The following is a 16,322-nucleotide window of genomic DNA, read 5'->3' as shown; positions in this document are numbered from 1 at the left end:
CCTACGAGGCCCGCGAGTAGAACGGTAGCGCCGCCACGGTCATGTCCTCGCGCCTGCCGCGCACGTCGATGCCGACCCTCGTGCCGGGCTCCGCGAGCGAGGCGGGCACGTAGGCCATCGCGATCGGACGGCCGAGCGTCGGCGACGGCGCGCCCGAGGTGACCTCGCCGACCGCCTCCCCCGCGTCGTCCAGCACGGGGTAGCCCGCGCGAGCGGCGCGGCGGCCGTCGCCGACGAGCCCCACGAGGACGCGCGACGGCCCCTCGACCTTGGCCTTGAGCAGCGCCTCCCGGCCCACGAAGTCCCCGCGCGGCTTGGCGGCCGTCCCGAACACGACGATGCGTCCCAGGCCCGCGTCGAACGGCGTCGTCTCGCGCGTGAGCTCCTGCCCGTACAGCGGCATTCCGGCCTCGAGCCGCAGCGTGTCGCGCGACGACAGGCCGCACGGCACGATGCCGTCCGCGGCTCCGGTCGCGAGCGCGAGCTCCCAGACGGCGGCGGCCTCGTCGGCGCCCACGAACAGCTCGAAGCCGTCCTCGCCGGTGTACCCGGTCCGCGCGACGAACGCGTGGACGTCGCCCTCGAGCATGACGTTCGCCGCGGAGTAGTAGCGCATCGCGCGGATGTCGTCGTCACCACGGGCGCACATGCGCGCCACGATGCCCTCGGCCAGCGGACCCTGGACCGCGATGAGCGCGATCTCCGCGGAGATTTCCTCGACGCTCGCGTCGAAGCCGTCGACACGCGCGTCGAGCTCCTGCACCACCACGTCCTTGTTCGAGGCGTTGGCGACGATCACGAAGTGGTCGTGGTCGCGGCGGTAGACGATGAGATCGTCGATCACACCGCCCGCGGGCGTGCAGAGCATCGTGTACTTCGCGCCGGCGAGCGCGAGAGCGGACAGCCGCCCCACGAGCGCGTAGTCGAGGAACGCGGCGGCCTCGGCGCCGCGGATGGAGATCTCTCCCATGTGGGAGAGGTCGAACAGCCCCGCACCCGTGCGCACCGCGGTGTGCTCGGCGATGTCGCCGCTGTAGCGGACCGGCATCTCCCAGCCGGCGAAGGGCACGAGCGTCGCGCCGAGCGCGACGTGCTGGTCATGGAGAGGCGAGCGCAGGATGGCGGCGGACATGCGTCTCAGCGTAGTGGCGGGACGATGCGCGACCGGCTGCCGCGCGCTACAGGAGCGTGAGCGCCACGGCGACGGCGGCGGCGACGGCCACCACGGAGCCCGCGACGAGCGCGAGCGTCCGGCGTCGCCGCGAGACCAGCCGCTCCTCGGTGCGCTCGGCCCGGCCCGCGGCGTCCAGCACCTGCGGCTGATGCTCGGTCGGGGGCGCGTCGAGGCGCGGCGGCTGCGGCCACACCCCAGCGCCCGTCGCGGACTGCGTATGGCGGATGCGCGGGTAGTAGTGCTGCGGAGGCCCCCCGAAGGCGGCCGACCTCGTGGCGTCGCGGTCCTCCTCGGGCGAGGCGAGGTCCGCCGGCGGGCGCAGGACCTGATCCTCGGCGCGGCTCCGCGGGCGGCGGCGGGGCGCCACGGTGTCGCTGATGTCCATGGGCTCGGTGCTGGGCTGCGTCGCGGGCTGCGTCGCGCTCTCGGCGAGGCGCCGGCGGGACAGGCGCGTCTCGCCGTCCGCGTCCGTGGGCGCGAGGGCGTCCGCCTGGCGCGCGGCCTCCGCGTCGCGTGCGGCGCGGCGCGCGGACACATGCGTCTCGTCGCCCGTCATGACCCTCCTCGTCGGCGCGCGCTCGGCGTCGTGTCCTCGTGCGCCTCGACGCCCCACGCCGGCCACGGCGCGGGATCGGCGTCCGGCGCCGTGGTGGACACCGCATCGGCCACCACGACGGTGACGTTGTCGCGCGCCCCGCGGCCCACCGCGAGCTCGACCAGGGCCGCGGCGGCCTCGGTCGGATCTCCGATCAGCGCGGCCAGCTCGCCGATCTCGCGGTCCTCGACCTCCTTCATGAGGCCGTCGCTCGCGACGATGAGGCGTCGGCCCGCGACCTGGGGCACGAGCCACGCGTCCATCTCGGGGATGTCGTCGCCGATGGCGCGGGTCAGCAGGTTCCGGTCCGGGTGCACGAGCGCCTCGTCGGGGGTGATGTAGCCCTCGTCGACCAGCTCCTGCACGTGCGAGTGGTCCACGCTCACCTGCCGCAGCGTGCCGCCGTCGAGAGCGTAGGTGCGCGAGTCGCCCACGTTGACGACCATCCACCACGGGCTGCCGTCATGCATGACCGCGACCGCGCCCGTGAGGGTGGTCCCGGACGCCGCGCCGACCTCCGCCTGCACCCGCGCCACCAGCCGGCGCGACTCGAGATGCGCGCGCTCGACATCGGACGGCGTCACGGCGACGGCGCCCGCCAACGGGTGGAACGCGGCGATGGCCGCCCCCGCGGCCTCGGCCCCGGCGACGTGGCCGCCCATGCCGTCCGCCACCACGAACACGGGCGCCTCCGCGAGGTACGCGTCCTCGTTGCGGGCACGTCCGCCCACGGCGGTCGCGCCTCCGCCGAGCACCTCGGGCGCGCCGCCCGCGGTCATGCCCCGCCCCGGCGTCGGATCTCGACCTCGACGTCGCCGAGGATCAGGCGCCCGGTCACCTCGGTCGGCACGCCCTCGGGCGCCTGCGACTCGTGACCCGCGGCGTCGACCACGTAGGTGCCGTTGGTCGAGCCGAGGTCCTCGACCCACCACACGCCGCGCTGCAGCGTGAGGCGCGCGTGGGACTTCGAGACCGTCCGCGTCGAGTCCGCCAGGTCGAGGCGGCGGGTGCCGTCGGTCGGGGGAAGCCCGCCGCTGCGGCCCAGGAGCACCGCGGACGCGTCGAATCCGTAGACGCCGCCCTCCGACGTCACGAGCTCCCAGGCCTCGCGCTGGCGGGCCGAGACCTGCGTGCGGTCGTCGGGGTGGTCGTCGAGCGGGATCGGCATCGCCGCGATCGGCGCCTCGGGCGCGACCGGGGGCGGGGGGACGAGGCCCGGGCCGGGCTCGGTCGCCGGCGCGGGAGCAGATGCCGCGTGCGGGGGCTCGACGGGCTCGGTGTCGGGCTCGGCCGCCGGCGGCGCTGCGAGCGGGGGGACCACCGGCATCTCGAAGCTCGGGACGGCGGCGGGCGCCTCCGGCGGCGCCGCGGCCCCTCCCCGCAGGTACGGGCTGATGGGAAGGGTGGGCGTGGCCTCGATGTACGGCGCGGGGGGCACCGCGGGCGGCTCGGGTTCCGGCTCCGGCTCTGGCGCGGGCTCCACCTCGGGCTCCGGCTCGGTCGGTTCCGGAGCGGGCGCCGCAAGGAACGCGGGGGCGACCGGCGCGGGCGCGGCCTCGGGCTCCGGCGCGGGAGCCTCGGGCGCGACCTCCTCGGGCGCCGACTGGTCCCACGCACGCTCCTCCGCGGAGCGCGCCAGGACCTCCGGCGCGAGCGACGCGAACGGAGACACGCGCGCCACGGGCTCCGCGGTGGCGTCGGGATCGGGCTCCGGCGCCGGGGCCTGCTCCACCGGCTGCGTGCTCGGCGCCGGGTGCTCCCACGGGGCGAGGGCCGCGGGCGCGGGCGCGGGCGGGAGGGACGGCCCCGCCGGCGGCAGCGCCGAGGGCCCGGTCCGCTCCTGGGCGTTGAGACGCGGATACCCGTCCGTGCCGGTGAACGGCTCGACGGGGTACATGTCGTCGACGTTCGCGGCGGGCTCGGGCGCGCGCGCCCACAGGACCGCGGCCGGCGTACCTCCCCAGATCGCCTGCTGGCTCGCGGGGTCCGGCTCGGCCGGCTCGTCGGCGGGGGGCGCGGTGGGCATGGCCGCGGGGAACGGCGGCGGCACGGGCGCGACGGGCGGCGCCACCGCGGGAGGCGCGGCGGGAGGCGTGGACGATGCGGGCGCGGCGGCCGGCGCCACGGGCGCGGCCTGCGGAAGGCTCGATCCCCAGCCCACCACGGCGGCCCAGATGCCGGGCGCGATCGCGGCCAGCACGGGCAGCGAGGGGGAGAGCGCGTGGTCGAGACCGAAGCGGTGGGTCTGGACGATCCACATCGCCCAGGCCACGATCCCCGCCACGGACGCGGTGCCGAGCCCCGCGAGCGCCACGGTCGAGCTGTCGACGACCGTGAGGCCCAGGATCCAGGTGAGGGAGCCGAGCCCGGCGACGATGCGCGCGATCACGGTGCCTGCGACGGACGACTGGGTCAGGTGCGCCAGCACCGCGTAGCGCACCACCGGGATCCAGGCGAGGCTGCCTCGCGCGCCCACCTTCGAGTACACCGCGCCGAGCGCGACGCCCATCCAGACGATCGCGATCACGAACGCGCCGATGAGCCCACCGGCGAGGAGGGCGGGCTCGAGTCCGATGGTGACCACCTCGCCCGTCACGTCCATGGCGACCCGTTCGGTCATCCTCGCGCTCCTTCCCTCGCCCGTGTCATCGGCGTCTCCTCGTCGATGAGGAAGCTCCGCGTGGCGGCACGGTCCGCCATCGCTCGTCGCCATGATCCCGCTCGCGGTGCTGCTCGTCCCTCACCACCGAGCCGCGCCCCAGGAGCGAGCGGGTCGACAGGCGCGAGCCGAGCCTACGCCACGCCCCCTGACGCGCCCGTAGCTCCGCGCGGTCGCGCGCCAGGAGCTCCCAGACAAGGTCCGCATCGTCCGATTCGACCCCCTCGACGGTGAATGTCGCGCGGTCGGCGACGGTGGCGATCGCGCCGCCGTTCACGGTTCCGTAGGCGGCGGCCACCTCGGCGCGCGTCGCGAGCGGCATCGGCGGGAGCCCCGCGTCGATGCCGAGGTCCACGTACTCGTCCCAGCCGCCCTGCGCCGCCGCCGTCGGCGCCGCACGTCGGCGCCTGCGCCGACGGAGCGCCTTGGCGGCGAGCACGCCGAGCAGAGGTCCGAGCAGCAGCACCACGATGAGGGCGAGCAGCGCGACCGTGCGCACGGTGCCCGTGAACCACGAGGGCGAGTGCTCGACGGCCGGCGCCACGTCGTCGCCCGCGCTGCGGCCCTTGAGCGCCGCCACGGCGTCGATCGGCTCGGCGCGGTCGGGGTCCGTGTCGGTGGGCAGCTCGGGGTCGGCCTCGGTCGCGACGGTGGGCCGCACGGGCTCGGTGTGCTGCGGGGTGACGTCGACCGCGATCCACTCGCCCGAGCCCGACCGCACCTCGGTCCACGCGCTGAGGTGGCGCCCGCGGCATACGTCGGTGCACGCCTCGGGCGTCCAGCCCTGCGCATCCGTGTCGACGATCCTCACCCCGACCACCACCCGTGCGGGGAAGCCCAGCTCGGCGGCCATGAGCGCGACCGCCACGGAGAACTGCTCGTCGTCGCCGACCGCGGCGACCAGCGCCGCGTCGGACGCGTCCGGACCCGCCTCGGCCTCGCGCTCCAGCAGCGCGGCGAACAGGCGGTCGATGCGGTCGTAGGAGTGTCCCGATGCTGACGGCTCGAAGGCGTAGTCGCCCAGGCTCGCCGCCCACAGCGGCGTCGTGTCCGCCGCGAGCGCATGGCTGAGGTAGCCCCGGGCACGCAGCCGCTCGACGAGCGTGGCGAGGCCGCGGCCATCGCGCGTCACGCCCTGCTCCTCGACCCATTCGCTGAGCGAGGCCGGGATGAGGTCGCGCGGGATGCCCGCACCTCCGGGCGACGCCCCGGCGTCGGCGAGCGCGGTGGCGGTCGGGGCGGACGCGGTCACGGTGAGGGTGTCGCCCGCGGCGACGCCGCCGTCGAGGGCGATGACCGCGGCCGACGCCTCGGGCGCGTAGTAGAACGAGTCGGCGAGCGAGCCCGAGCGGGGACCGCTGAAGCGCGCCTCGCCGAGCGCACCGGGGATGGGCGCCCAGGGCCCCTCGAGGCCCTCGACCGCGACGGTGACGGACACGGCATCGTCCCCCTCCAGCGGCAGGCTGGACGGCACGCGCTGGAAGCGCAGCGGGGTGAAGCCGTCGGGGGCCACCGCCGTGAAGGCGCTGCCGTCGAAGAACGGCAGCGTCGCGATGCGGATGCGCTCGAGGTCCCCGGAGACGTCGCTGACGGTGAAGAGCGGGGCGTCGAAGAGCGCATCGCTGAACGATGCGCGGTAGGTGGTGAGCGGCGACACCGAGCTGTCGACCACGAGCCGCGGCGTGACGGTGGTGCGTGCGACGTCGCGCGGCTGCGACTGCGCCACCGGCACCGCGACCACGACCGCGACCAGCACGGCCGCGACCAGCACGCCCGCGCCCAGCCCGAGCCGTCCGAGCGCGCGGAACGGCGCCCGCTCGCCGCGGACGCCGCCGCCGGCGGCGCGCAGCGCGGCGCGGCGCTGCTGGGCCATGCGCCACCACATCCACGCGAGCGTCGCACCCCACGCGCACAGCCCGATGAGGATCTCGCGGCTGAGGCCCGCGGCGGCGCCGGGAAGCAGGTCGAAGTCGGTGCGCGCGGCCGGACCGAGCAGCACCGCGACGGCGAAGCCGGCGCCTCCCACCGCCGCGCCGAGGCCCCACCACCGCGCACGCGTGCCGGCCCAGACGATGCCCGTCACCGTCGCGATCACGAGCACGAGCGGCACGGCGAGGGTCGCCCCGTACTGCCCGATCGGCACGGGCAGCGTGACGATGTCCTTCCACCCGGTCACGGGTGCGCGGACCGCCTCGATCGCGGCACGCACGAAGGACTGCGGGGTGCGGAGCGCGCCCGGGATCGCGATCAGCACGGCCGCGGCGAGGTAGCCGACCGTGGCGAGGACGATCGCGAGCACGGGTCCGCGCCGAGCGAGCACGGCCGCCAGGGCGGCGACGAGCCCCACCCCGAGCCCGACGAGCATGACGATGCCGTACCGCGCGGGCGCGCCGTCCGAGGCGACGAAGACGGGACGCAGCGTGAACGTGATGGCCGCCCCCATCGCGGCGGCGTAGGCCGATGCGCCGACGGCCACCTCGACGGCGACCGCGGGGCGGCGGGTGCTCTCGCCCCGGCTCACGCGCGCGCCGCCCCTCGCGAGAGCAGGTGGCGGAGGTCGTCGAGCACGCCGAGGCTCACGAGCTGCAGGGCGCCCAGCGCGTGCGTGCGCGGCTCCGCCGCGGGCGCGCACACGATCGCGCCGACCGAGACGTCGGCGGGGAAACGCAGCGCCGCGGTGCGGAGCCTCTCGTGGCCCAGCGACGAGCCGGTCACCAGCACCGCGAGCGACGTGCCCGGATCGTCCTCGGCGACCATGCGCGTGACCGTCGCGAGGTCCATCGCGGCGTCGCTCGCCTCGATGCCCGACAGATCGTCGAGCAGCGCGCGCGGCGCGCCGACGCGGAGCGCGCGCACCGACCGCACCGAGGCGCGCGCGAACTCGGGCACCTCTCCGCTCGCGACGGCACGCACCTCGCGGCCGTCGCGGATCGCGCGCGTGCCGAGCGAGGCGAAGGCGCTCACGGCCATCTCGAACTCGTCCTCGTCGCGGTACGAGCCGAGGTCGACGTCGAGCACGAGCGTGAGCAGCGACCGACGGGTCTCCTCGAACTGGCGGACCATGAGCGTGCCGGTCTTGGCCGTCGACTTCCAGTGGATGTGCCGCTGGGCGTCGCCGCGCTGGTACTCGCGCACCGCGTGGAAGGAGATGTCCTCGCTCGTGAGGATCCTCACCGCCTGCCCCTCGAGGTCGCGCACCCACCCCAGCGACGTGCTGGGGACCTCGACCGTGCGCGGGTGGACGTAGAGCGTCTGGACCTCGTCCCACGCGCGGTGGCGGCGCAGGAGGCGCAGCGGATCGGTCCGCGCCGACGAGACGGGGCCGACCTCGACGATGCCGCGCCGGCGTGCGGGGACCACCACGCGGTCGGCCCACTCGACCCCGCCGCGCAGGAGCGGCACATGCAGCTCGACCAGCGCCTCGCCGACGGGAAGCTCGACCGTGCCCGGGGCGGCGGCGTGGCGGGCCTCGTTCACCACGATCACGGATCCCGCGGTCGGCTCGCCCGCGACCACGGCGTCCCGGTCGAGCGCGAACGTCACGCGGTAGCTGAGCTCGCCCAGCAGGAAGGGCACGGCGACCGCGAGCGCCACGAGCCCGGCGATCCCCGCGACGAACGCCTCCTCCCATCCGAAGGACAGCCCCAGCACCAGTCCGGCGAGGGTCCACCCGGCCACCATCCACCCCGCGGGGGTGACGAGCCCGCGCAGCGTCCGCCAGGCTCCCGCGGCCACGGCGCCGACGGCATGCCCCGCACGATCGAGCGTGAGCCGCGCCCCGACCACCCGTCCACGCGGCGCGTCGGCGACCTCCGTGCGCGTCGAGTACGTCCCGGTCGCGAAGGTGCGCGTCCGGGTCGCGGTGAGGTCGGGGCGTTCGGTCACACGAGGTCCCGCTGGCTGGGCGGCGCGGTGTCGAGCAGGATCTGCCCGATCACGGCGCCCTGGGTGACCCCGTCGAACTCCGCCTCGGGATCGAGGATCAGGCGGTGCGCGAGCACCACCTCCGCGAGCGCCTTGACGTCGTCGGGCACCACGTAGTGGCGGCCGTGAGCCAGGGCCCACGTGCGGCACGCGCCCGCGAGCGCGAGCGCGCCGCGCATCGACGCCCCGAGCCGCACCTGGGTCGCGCTGCGCGTCGCGCCGACGATGCGCGCGATGTAGTCGGAGATGAGCGCATGCTGCTGGACGTCGTGGGTCAGCTCGGACATCGTGGTGATGGTGTCGAGCTCGGCGATCGACGGCACGACGACGCGTGCGCGGCGCTTGGGCTCGAGGATCCGCAGCGTCGCGGCGTGGTCCGGGTAGCCGAGCGAGGTGCGCATGAGGAAGCGGTCGAGCTGGGCCTCGGGGAGCGCGTACGTGCCGGCCTGCTCGATCGGGTTCTGGGTCGCGACCACCATGAACGGCTCGCCGACCTCCCGCGTCACGCCGTCCACCGTGACCTGACGCTCCTCCATCACCTCGAGCAGCGCGGACTGCGTCTTGGGCGAGGCGCGGTTGATCTCGTCGGCGAGCACCACGTTCGCGAACACGGGCCCGTGATGGAACTCGAAGCGGCCCTGGTCGTAGACCGTCACGCCCGTGACATCGCCGGGGAGCAGGTCCGGCGTGAACTGCAGGCGCGTGCTTGTCCCCTTGACGGTCTGCGCGATCGCCCGGGCGAGGGACGTCTTGCCGGTACCCGGCACGTCCTCGAGCAGCAGGTGCCCCTGCGCGATCATCGCGGTGAAGGCCAGCTCGACCACGTGCCGCTTGCCGACCACGGCGCGCTCGACGTTGTCGACCAGCTTGCCGAACGTTGACTCGAACCACTGCGTGTGCTCGGAGGTCAGGGCCACAGCGGCCTCCTTTCGTGACGGCCCGGTCGGGGCCGATGCATGGCGCGCGCCGTCATGGCGTCACCGTCGGATCGGGGGTGGGCTCGGGCGGGGCGCCGGTGCACGTCACGGAGGCGCTGGTCCAGTCCGCGATGCCCGCGAGATCGCCCTGGAAGCCGACGGTCACAAGCGCGGTGCGCATGAGGGTCGCGTCGTCGGTGACCGCGCCATCGGCGTCGAGCATGAACACGGTCGCCGCGAAGTCTCCTGCGGTGCCACCGTACGTGGGACGCGGCGCGGTGCCCACCGCGCACGCCGCGAACGTCACGGTCGGGCGGTAGGAGGCGCCCGACTCCGGCGTGACGGGCGTGGTCTGCGTCGAGCACGTGCGCTGCCCGCCGCCGAAGTCGACGCAGTAGTACGCGACCACGGACACGTCGCGGCCGGCGACCATGACGTCCGCGAACGTACGGGACGTGGTGCCGTCGGAGCCCCGGTACCAGACCTCGAGGCCGGGCGCGGGCTGCCATTGGGGCAGGCCCGCGAGCGCGGTGGTGCAGCTGGTGCCGGTGCCCACGCAGGTCGACGCGACGCGGTACCCGCGCTGGAGGACGGGCGCACCGGGGTCCTGGAACGCGGCGAAGACCACGTCCACGGTCGCTGCCTCCCCGAAGGTGCGGTCACCCGCCCGGCTCTCGGCGCACACGGTCACCGTGTTCGCGGTGTTGCCGTCGACGGCGACGGTGAAGGTCGCGGTGCCGCCGGCCGCCTCGACCATGTCCATGCATCGTCCACCGGTGACGTGGCCCACCCACGTGGTCGATCCCGCACCGCCGGTGGTGACGGTCGCGGTGATCGTCGCGTCCGCGTCGCCCGGGGTGTAGGCATGGGTCGCCGAGGCGATCGTGGGACGGCCGATGCCGTTCGCGGTGAAGGTGAGCGCCTCGCCCGCGGCGTCGGGCTCGCCCGTCGGGGGCAGGTCGAGCCCCGTGAGCGGCTCGATCGTCACCGCGACGGGCGCGTTGGAGCCGATCGCGATCCCGTCGAGGCGCTGCTGCCCGCCCGTGACGGCGACGGTCTGCTCGGAGTCGCCCGCCACGATCCGTACGGCGCTGGTCGAGGCGTCCGCGACATCGAGGACCACGTCGATCCTGCCGCCGTCGCCGGAGGTCACCGAGGGCTGCCACGACACGAGGCGCGGCTGCGCGGGAGCGGCGTACGCCCATGCCTGCACGCTCGGGCCGGAGCGCGCGCGCCCCACGGCGTTGACGGCGAGCGCGGTGTACGTCGCCTTGGCGCCGTTGGTGAGGCCGGTGATGGGGGTGCACGCGCCCTGCGGCGTGCAGGTCGCGACGGTCGTGCCGTTCGCGACGATGTCGAAGCCCAGCAGCGCGGGATAGGCGCCGGAGGCTGGTCCCGGGGTGACGGCCAGCGTCGCGGTGCCGTCGCCGTAGTCGCTCTGGACCACGCGCGAGGCGGCACGCGGGTAGCCCTGGAGGTCGAGCGAGATGGTGCCGACGCGCTCGCCGCTGCTCACGCGGCCCTGCGCGTCGCGGACGCGGAAGACCGCGTCGCACACCCCTCCCGCGGCGTCGGCCGTCCAGCTCGCGCGCACGGCGCCGCTGGACGTCACGGCGAACGTCACGTCGGGGCAGTCGTCGGCACCCGTGACGTCCACGACCTCGAGCGGCGTGCCGGGCAGCGGGTTCACCTCGCCCGCCCCGCCGATCACGGTGATGGTGCAGCCGTCTCCCTGGGCCTGCGAGCACCGCTGCACCACCGATCCGCCCTTGGGCAGCTCGGACGGCGCCGGCCCCACCACGAGCGACAGCACCCGCGGCTGGACCTCCGGGTGGTCGGGCAGCGACACGGTGACGGACTCCGCGCGGCCCGGCGCCGCGGAGTCCTCGGCGGCGATCGCGAGGGTGGAGCCGTCTCGCGTCACGCGGAAGAGCTGACCCGAGTAGGTCGCGTCGACCACGACCGTCGACGCGGTCGCGCCGTCCGGCCACCGCACCATGTCGCCCAGGTCGAACCGTGCGGACTGGCCCGGGGAGAGCTCGAGCGACGCGCTCACGAGGCTGGGGACCGGGTCGGTGGGCACCACGGTGACCGGCACCGGCAGGATCGCCCACGAGTCCTGGCCCGCCAGCCGCACCGCGATGAGGCACGTGTCCGTGTACGGCGCGCCGCGGCCCGCCTCGTAGCGGACGGCGGTGCCGCCCGCGCTCACGCAGCGGCCGGCCTCGCGCGCACCGCCCGCCGCGACCTGCGTCGCATCGACCTCGATCGCGGTGCCGACGGGGGCCGCGAGCAGCGGGATGACGTCGACCGTCGCCTCCCCGTCCTCCTCGACCTGGATGCGCGCGTCCTCGCGCAGGGCGAGGCGCAGGTCCTGGCCGCCGAGCACCCTGAGGAAGCCGTAGCCCGTGGACGGCTCGCCCGCGAAGTCCTCGCCGTCGACGCGGAACGGGATGATCCGCGTCTCTTCCGGCAGGGGGCCCGCGATGGTCGAGCCGTCGACCGTGAGGTCCTGCTCGTCGCGCCACAGCGACAGCGAGAGCGAGGGGGCGTCGCCGCTCGCCCAGGCGACGGTGCCGTCGAGCACGTCGACGCCCTCGGGGAACGTGTCGCGGTCCTCGAGGGAGAGCACCGTGTCCGCGACGATCGGCACGTCCACCACGCGCTCACGCACCGCCTTGAGAACGATGCGCCCCTGGGACAGCGAGCCCGTCGCGTTGCGCGCGGTGTACAGGAACGCGTAGGTCCCCACGTCCTCGGGCACCTCGAACGACACGAGCCCGTCCGCGAACGACGCCTCGAGCGCGGCGGCGTCGCCCAGGAGCGCCTCGAGGGACGAGTGCTCCCGCGTGCCCTCGACCGCGTCCGGCCGCACGCCCACCAGCTCGAGCTCGCCGCCGGTGAGGTCGATGTCGTTCGCGAGCGGCTGGACCACCACGCGCCGGCCCGTGCCCGCCTGCACCTGGACCAGGTCCGAGTAGGTGACGGGCGCGGGATCGGCCTCCACCGCGACCACGCCGATGCGCGCGGTCGCCGTCGCGGCGCGCCCGCGCGCGTCGACCACGCGGAACTCGAACGCGTCCTGGCCCGCGAAGCCCGCGACCGACGTGTAGACGAGCGCGGTGCCGTCCGCGCTCACGCGCGCGGCGCCGTTGGTGGGCTGCGTGACCACCGCGTCGAGCCGCACCTCGTCGCCGTCCGGGTCGATCCCGGTGCCGTCGAACGCGAGCCGCACCTCCTCGCCCGACGAGGCGCGCCCCGCCATGTCCTCGGGGGTCGGCGCGGCGTTGTCCAGGCCGTCGGTCACCGTGACCACCACGGTCGCGGTGTCGCGCTGGGACGGGTAGCCGAGCACGTACGAGGCGTACGGGATGCGGTAGGTGCCGGGGGCGTCGGGGGCGAGGATGCGCACGATCGAGCCCGCGGCGAACGCCAGCCCGTCGCCGTCGGACGCGGCCACCGAGCCGGGGTCGAGCGCCACCACGGCGCCCGCGCCCGCGACGTCGTTCGCCAGCACCCGCACGTCCACCTGGCCGCCCGCGCGCACCGTGATCGCATCGTCCGCCGCGAGGGGTGGGGACGGCACCGAGCCGTCGAGCAGCATCACCGTGATCTCGCCCCGCACGGTCATGGCGGCACGGCCCGAGCCGTCGGAGACCGTGTAGGACACGACGCCCAGCACCCCCGGCTCGCCGTCGCCCGTGGTGCCCGACAGGCGCAGCGCGCCGTGTCCCACGATCGACGCCTCCACGCGCGCGCCGTCGGTCGCGTCGACCGAGGCGTCGGAGAGCAGGAGCACCCGGCCTCCCGGGTTCGTGACCGCGTCGAGCACATCGACCGTGACGTCCTCATGCGGGCGCACGAACGCCGTGAGCGGCACCGTCGCGAGCGCCTCCTCCTCGGGCGCGACCACCGTGACACGCGCGGTGCCGCGTGCCTGCAGCGCGCCGTCGACCACGGTGAGCTGCACGGTGTAGGTCCCGGGCTCCTCGGCCGCGAACAGCACGCCCGCGGCGTCTGGCGCGACCTCGACCGTCGCGTTGTCGGCGGGGTCCACGCTGGCCTCGGTCACCAGGGGCGCCCCCGCGCCGCCGGTGACGTGGCCCGTGAGGTCGATGAGCGTGCGCACGCCCTGCAGCGAGGTCACGGCGAGCGGATCGACGCTGAGCCGGGGCGAGGTCACCACGGACGCCGTGAGCGTGCGCGTCGCCGTCATCCCGCGCGAGTCCGCGACCGTGACCTCGACCTCCACGAGGTTCGCCTCGCCGCCATGGCGCACCACCACGGTGCCGTCCGGCGTCGCGGCGACCGCGACGTCGGGATCGGACGATGCGGCGGCGGCGAGGTAGAGGGGGTCGCCGTCCGGGTCCACCCACGCCTCGAGCACGTCGACGGTGACGGTGCCGCCGCTCTCGAGTCGCGGGGCGGGCCATGGCGCGAGGCACCCCTCCGTCCCGCACCACTCGGGTGCGGCCTCGGACTCCGACACCGTGAGGGTGACCTCCGCCGCGGGGGAGATCCCCTCGGGGCCGGAGCCGTCCGAGACCGCGTAGGAGAACGTCGCGCTGCCGGTCGCGCCCGGCGCGACCGTGGCGACGAGCGACTGTCCGTCGTCGCCGATCGCGATGCTCGCGAAGTCGTCGGCGGGCTGCGTGAGCGACGCGATGTCGACCGTGAGCAGGTCGCCGTTCGGGTCGTGGTCGTTGAGCAGCACCGGGAGCCGGACCTGCCGCCCCGCCCGCACGCCGAGCGCATCGTCCTCGGCGACCGGCGGGCGCGGATCGCGCACCTCGGACGCCTGCTGCTGCTCGTCCTCGGTGGTGGTCGCCGGGTCCTCCGGGTCCCAGTCCTGAGACGAGGCGACGAGCGTGCCCGACGGGACGTCCCACACCCAGCCGCTGCGCACCTCGTTGAGCACCATGCGCGAGCCGTTCGAGCGCAGCGAGGGCTCGCGCCTCTCGCCGAGCGTGCCGTCGGCATAGTCGAGCGAGACGGTCGGCCCCGCGGAGCTCCACAGCGTCCCGGAGCCTCCTCCGGCGGGCAGCCACGCCGCGTAGGCGACGCCGTCGAGCTCGGCGGGTGCCGCGGGCGCGCCCGCGGCCGCGGACGAGCCGAAGACCCGCGTCGCCGCGCCCCCGTCGGCCGGCACGACCACCAGGCCCGACCCGTCGGCGATCGCGACGTCGGCCGACGCGGTCGGGTGCTGCAGGCGCGCGTCGGCCTCGGTCCCGGTCGCGACGGCGCCGTCGACCGACGCGCGCCACAGCTCGCCCGAGTCCGCCTCGAGCAGCACCCAGTCGTCGCCCGCGAAGGACACCTGGTAGGCCGCGTCCTCGGGCGCCCCCACAACCGCGTCGATGCCGTCCACGCGTCCGTCGAGCCCCGCGCGCACCACGCCGCCGTGAGCGGGGGAGTACGCGGCGAGGTCGCCGTCGGCCGTCACGGCGACCGCGACCGCGCGCAGGCCGTCGCCGCTCGCGAGCGTGACCTCGCGCGGCGACAGCACCGTGTCGTCGGAGATCCGGCCGACCAGGACGTCGCCATCGGCGGCGAGGTACGCGACCGCGTCGCCCTCGGACACCACGGCGGTGGTCCCGGCCGGGGTCTCGACCGCGCCCTCGGCCGCGGCATCGAGATCGCGCGGCCGGCTCGCCTCGAGCGCGACGGCGCGCGTGAGCCCGGAGGACACGACGAGCAGGCGGTCGCGGTACTGGAGGATGTCGTTGGGAGCGTCGACCTCCTTGACCGTGTCGACCTCCGCGAGCGCGGTGTTGACGCGGGCGTACCGCTCTCCCGACGCGGTCTGGAGCGCCCAGACCGTCGGGTCGATCGCATCGGCCTCGCGCTCGTCGAAGCCGGGCGCGACGGCGACGCCCACGACGGCCGCGACCAGCGCGACGCCCGTGACGATGCGCATCGTCCTGCGGCGTCGCGCGGCGGTGGCGCGGCCGAGGTCGGTCACCCGCCGCCCGCCAGCGTCATCACGAGCACGGTGGTGACCGTCGCGGCGGCGGCCGCGCCCACCACCCAGGCGACGAGCGTGCGCGGGGTCGTGTGCGGCTGACGCGTGAGCGTGCCCGTCGTCGGCGCGGGACGGCGCCGCTGCGCGATAGGCACGTGCGAGCGCTTGGGGCCGCGCGGGCCGTCGTCGACCGTCACGCGTGAGGCGTGCGCCCACGCCTCCGTGGGGACCTCGAGCGGCGTCACCGGGAGGTCGAGCTCGCGCTGGACCGCCTGGAGCGCCTGCCCGAACGCGAGCGCGCTGCGGTAGCGGTCGCCCGGATCCTTGCGCATGCCGCCCGCGAGGGCCGCGTCGAGCGAGGCGGGGACGTCCTCCCGGCCCACGTTGCGGTAGCGGGCCTTCACGATGCGCGCCTTGAGGTCGTCCTGGGAGAGGCGCCGGTCCGGCTCGTCGAACGGGCTGTGCTGCGCGAGCAGCGTGTAGACCGTCGCGGCGAGCGACCACACGTCCGAGGCGACGGTGCCCGAGCTCATGCGGTCCACCACCTCGGGCGCGCTCCACGGCGGGCTCATCGCGACGTCGTCCGCGTCGCCCGCCATCACCGCGGTCGCGACGCCGAAGTCGGACAGCACCGGGTGCCCGAACTGCGTCACCAGGATGTTGGACGGCTTGATGTCGCGGTGGAGCATGCCGATGCGGTGGGCCGCCTCGACCGCGGAGGCGATCTGGATCCCCACCGCGAGCACGTCGGGGACGGGGATGCGCTCGGCGCGGTAGCGGTTCGCGAGCGATCCCGGGCAGTACTCGACCACCATGTAGGGACGCCCGTCAGCGGACACGGAGGCCTCGTGCAGCGTGAGGATCGACGGGTGCGCGCTCAGCGCCGCCATGACGTCCGCCTCCACGCCGAGCGCGCGCACCGCGGTGTCGCGGATCTTCGCATGCAGCACCTTGACCGCCACCTGTCGACGCGGCATGTCCTGCTGGTAGAGGAACACGTCGGCGAAGCCGCCCTGGCCGAGCGGGCGCACATGCGCGTAGCCGGGCAGCACCGGCGGCTGGAGGGGCGGACGCGTCATGACCCTCGGGAC

The 16,322-nt window shown here is 75.5% G+C and carries 9 protein-coding genes; all 9 read right to left on the bottom strand.

The features are described from left to right. Position 1: 1 nt before the first annotated feature. The 9 genes from gcvT to AOM06_RS07160 are packed head-to-tail and all read right to left on the bottom strand — an operon-like array spanning position 2 to position 16,310. Positions 2-1,132 carry a glycine cleavage system aminomethyltransferase GcvT gene (gene gcvT / locus AOM06_RS07200; protein WP_062304076.1) on the bottom strand — a complete coding sequence of 377 codons (1,131 nt, stop codon included), beginning with the start codon at positions 1,130-1,132 and terminating at the stop codon, positions 2-4. 46 nt (positions 1,133-1,178) lie between these two features. Continuing rightward, positions 1,179-1,730 (bottom strand): hypothetical protein, encoded by a 552-nt coding sequence (locus tag AOM06_RS07195; protein WP_062304075.1) that lies wholly within the window; start codon positions 1,728-1,730, stop codon positions 1,179-1,181. Further along, positions 1,727-2,548, bottom strand: a complete 822-nt coding sequence (locus AOM06_RS07190; protein ID WP_062304074.1) for a PP2C family protein-serine/threonine phosphatase — start codon at positions 2,546-2,548, stop codon at positions 1,727-1,729. Before AOM06_RS07190 ends, AOM06_RS07195 begins: the two co-directional genes overlap by 4 nt. Then, on the bottom strand, positions 2,545-4,389 hold the full coding sequence (locus AOM06_RS07185; RefSeq protein WP_062304073.1) for an FHA domain-containing protein: 1,845 nt from the start codon (positions 4,387-4,389) through the stop codon (positions 2,545-2,547). Before AOM06_RS07185 ends, AOM06_RS07190 begins: the two co-directional genes overlap by 4 nt. Positions 4,390-4,414: 25 nt before the next feature. After that, a complete protein-coding gene (locus tag AOM06_RS07180) occupies positions 4,415-6,949 on the bottom strand; it encodes a transglutaminase-like domain-containing protein (RefSeq protein WP_062304072.1) in 2,535 nt (844 codons plus the stop codon). Then, entirely contained in the window at positions 6,946-8,313 is a 1,368-nt protein-coding gene (locus AOM06_RS07175) for a DUF58 domain-containing protein (RefSeq protein ID WP_062304071.1), read from the bottom strand. The genes AOM06_RS07180 and AOM06_RS07175 overlap by 4 nt, the downstream gene beginning before the upstream one ends. Continuing rightward, the gene (locus AOM06_RS07170; RefSeq protein ID WP_062304070.1) at positions 8,310-9,269 is read right to left on the bottom strand and encodes an AAA family ATPase; all 960 of its coding nucleotides are present in this window, start codon (positions 9,267-9,269) and stop codon (positions 8,310-8,312) included. Before AOM06_RS07170 ends, AOM06_RS07175 begins: the two co-directional genes overlap by 4 nt. Before the next feature lie 52 nt (positions 9,270-9,321). After that, entirely contained in the window at positions 9,322-15,231 is a 5,910-nt protein-coding gene (locus AOM06_RS07165) for an Ig-like domain-containing protein (protein ID WP_062304069.1), read from the bottom strand. After that, positions 15,228-16,310 carry a serine/threonine-protein kinase gene (locus AOM06_RS07160; RefSeq protein WP_062304068.1) on the bottom strand — a complete coding sequence of 361 codons (1,083 nt, stop codon included), beginning with the start codon at positions 16,308-16,310 and terminating at the stop codon, positions 15,228-15,230. The genes AOM06_RS07165 and AOM06_RS07160 overlap by 4 nt, the downstream gene beginning before the upstream one ends. Positions 16,311-16,322 lie beyond the last annotated feature (12 nt).

It is taken from the genome of Demequina subtropica, assembly GCF_000971235.1.
Lineage (GTDB): Bacteria > Actinomycetota > Actinomycetes > Actinomycetales > Demequinaceae > Demequina > Demequina subtropica.
Note: the sequence above shows the minus strand (reverse complement) of the source record. Positions and strands in the feature narration are given on the sequence as shown.

Excerpts from the sequence above, each read along its gene's own strand:
- gcvT (WP_062304076.1), bottom strand. The coding sequence starts at position 1,132 with ATGTCCGCCGCCATCCTGCGCTCGCCTCTCCATGACCAGCACGTCGCG.
- AOM06_RS07195 (WP_062304075.1), bottom strand. The coding sequence starts at position 1,730 with ATGACGGGCGACGAGACGCATGTGTCCGCGCGCCGCGCCGCACGCGAC.
- AOM06_RS07190 (WP_062304074.1), bottom strand. The coding sequence starts at position 2,548 with ATGACCGCGGGCGGCGCGCCCGAGGTGCTCGGCGGAGGCGCGACCGCC.
- AOM06_RS07185 (WP_062304073.1), bottom strand. The coding sequence starts at position 4,389 with ATGACCGAACGGGTCGCCATGGACGTGACGGGCGAGGTGGTCACCATC.
- AOM06_RS07160 (WP_062304068.1), bottom strand. The coding sequence starts at position 16,310 with ATGACGCGTCCGCCCCTCCAGCCGCCGGTGCTGCCCGGCTACGCGCAT.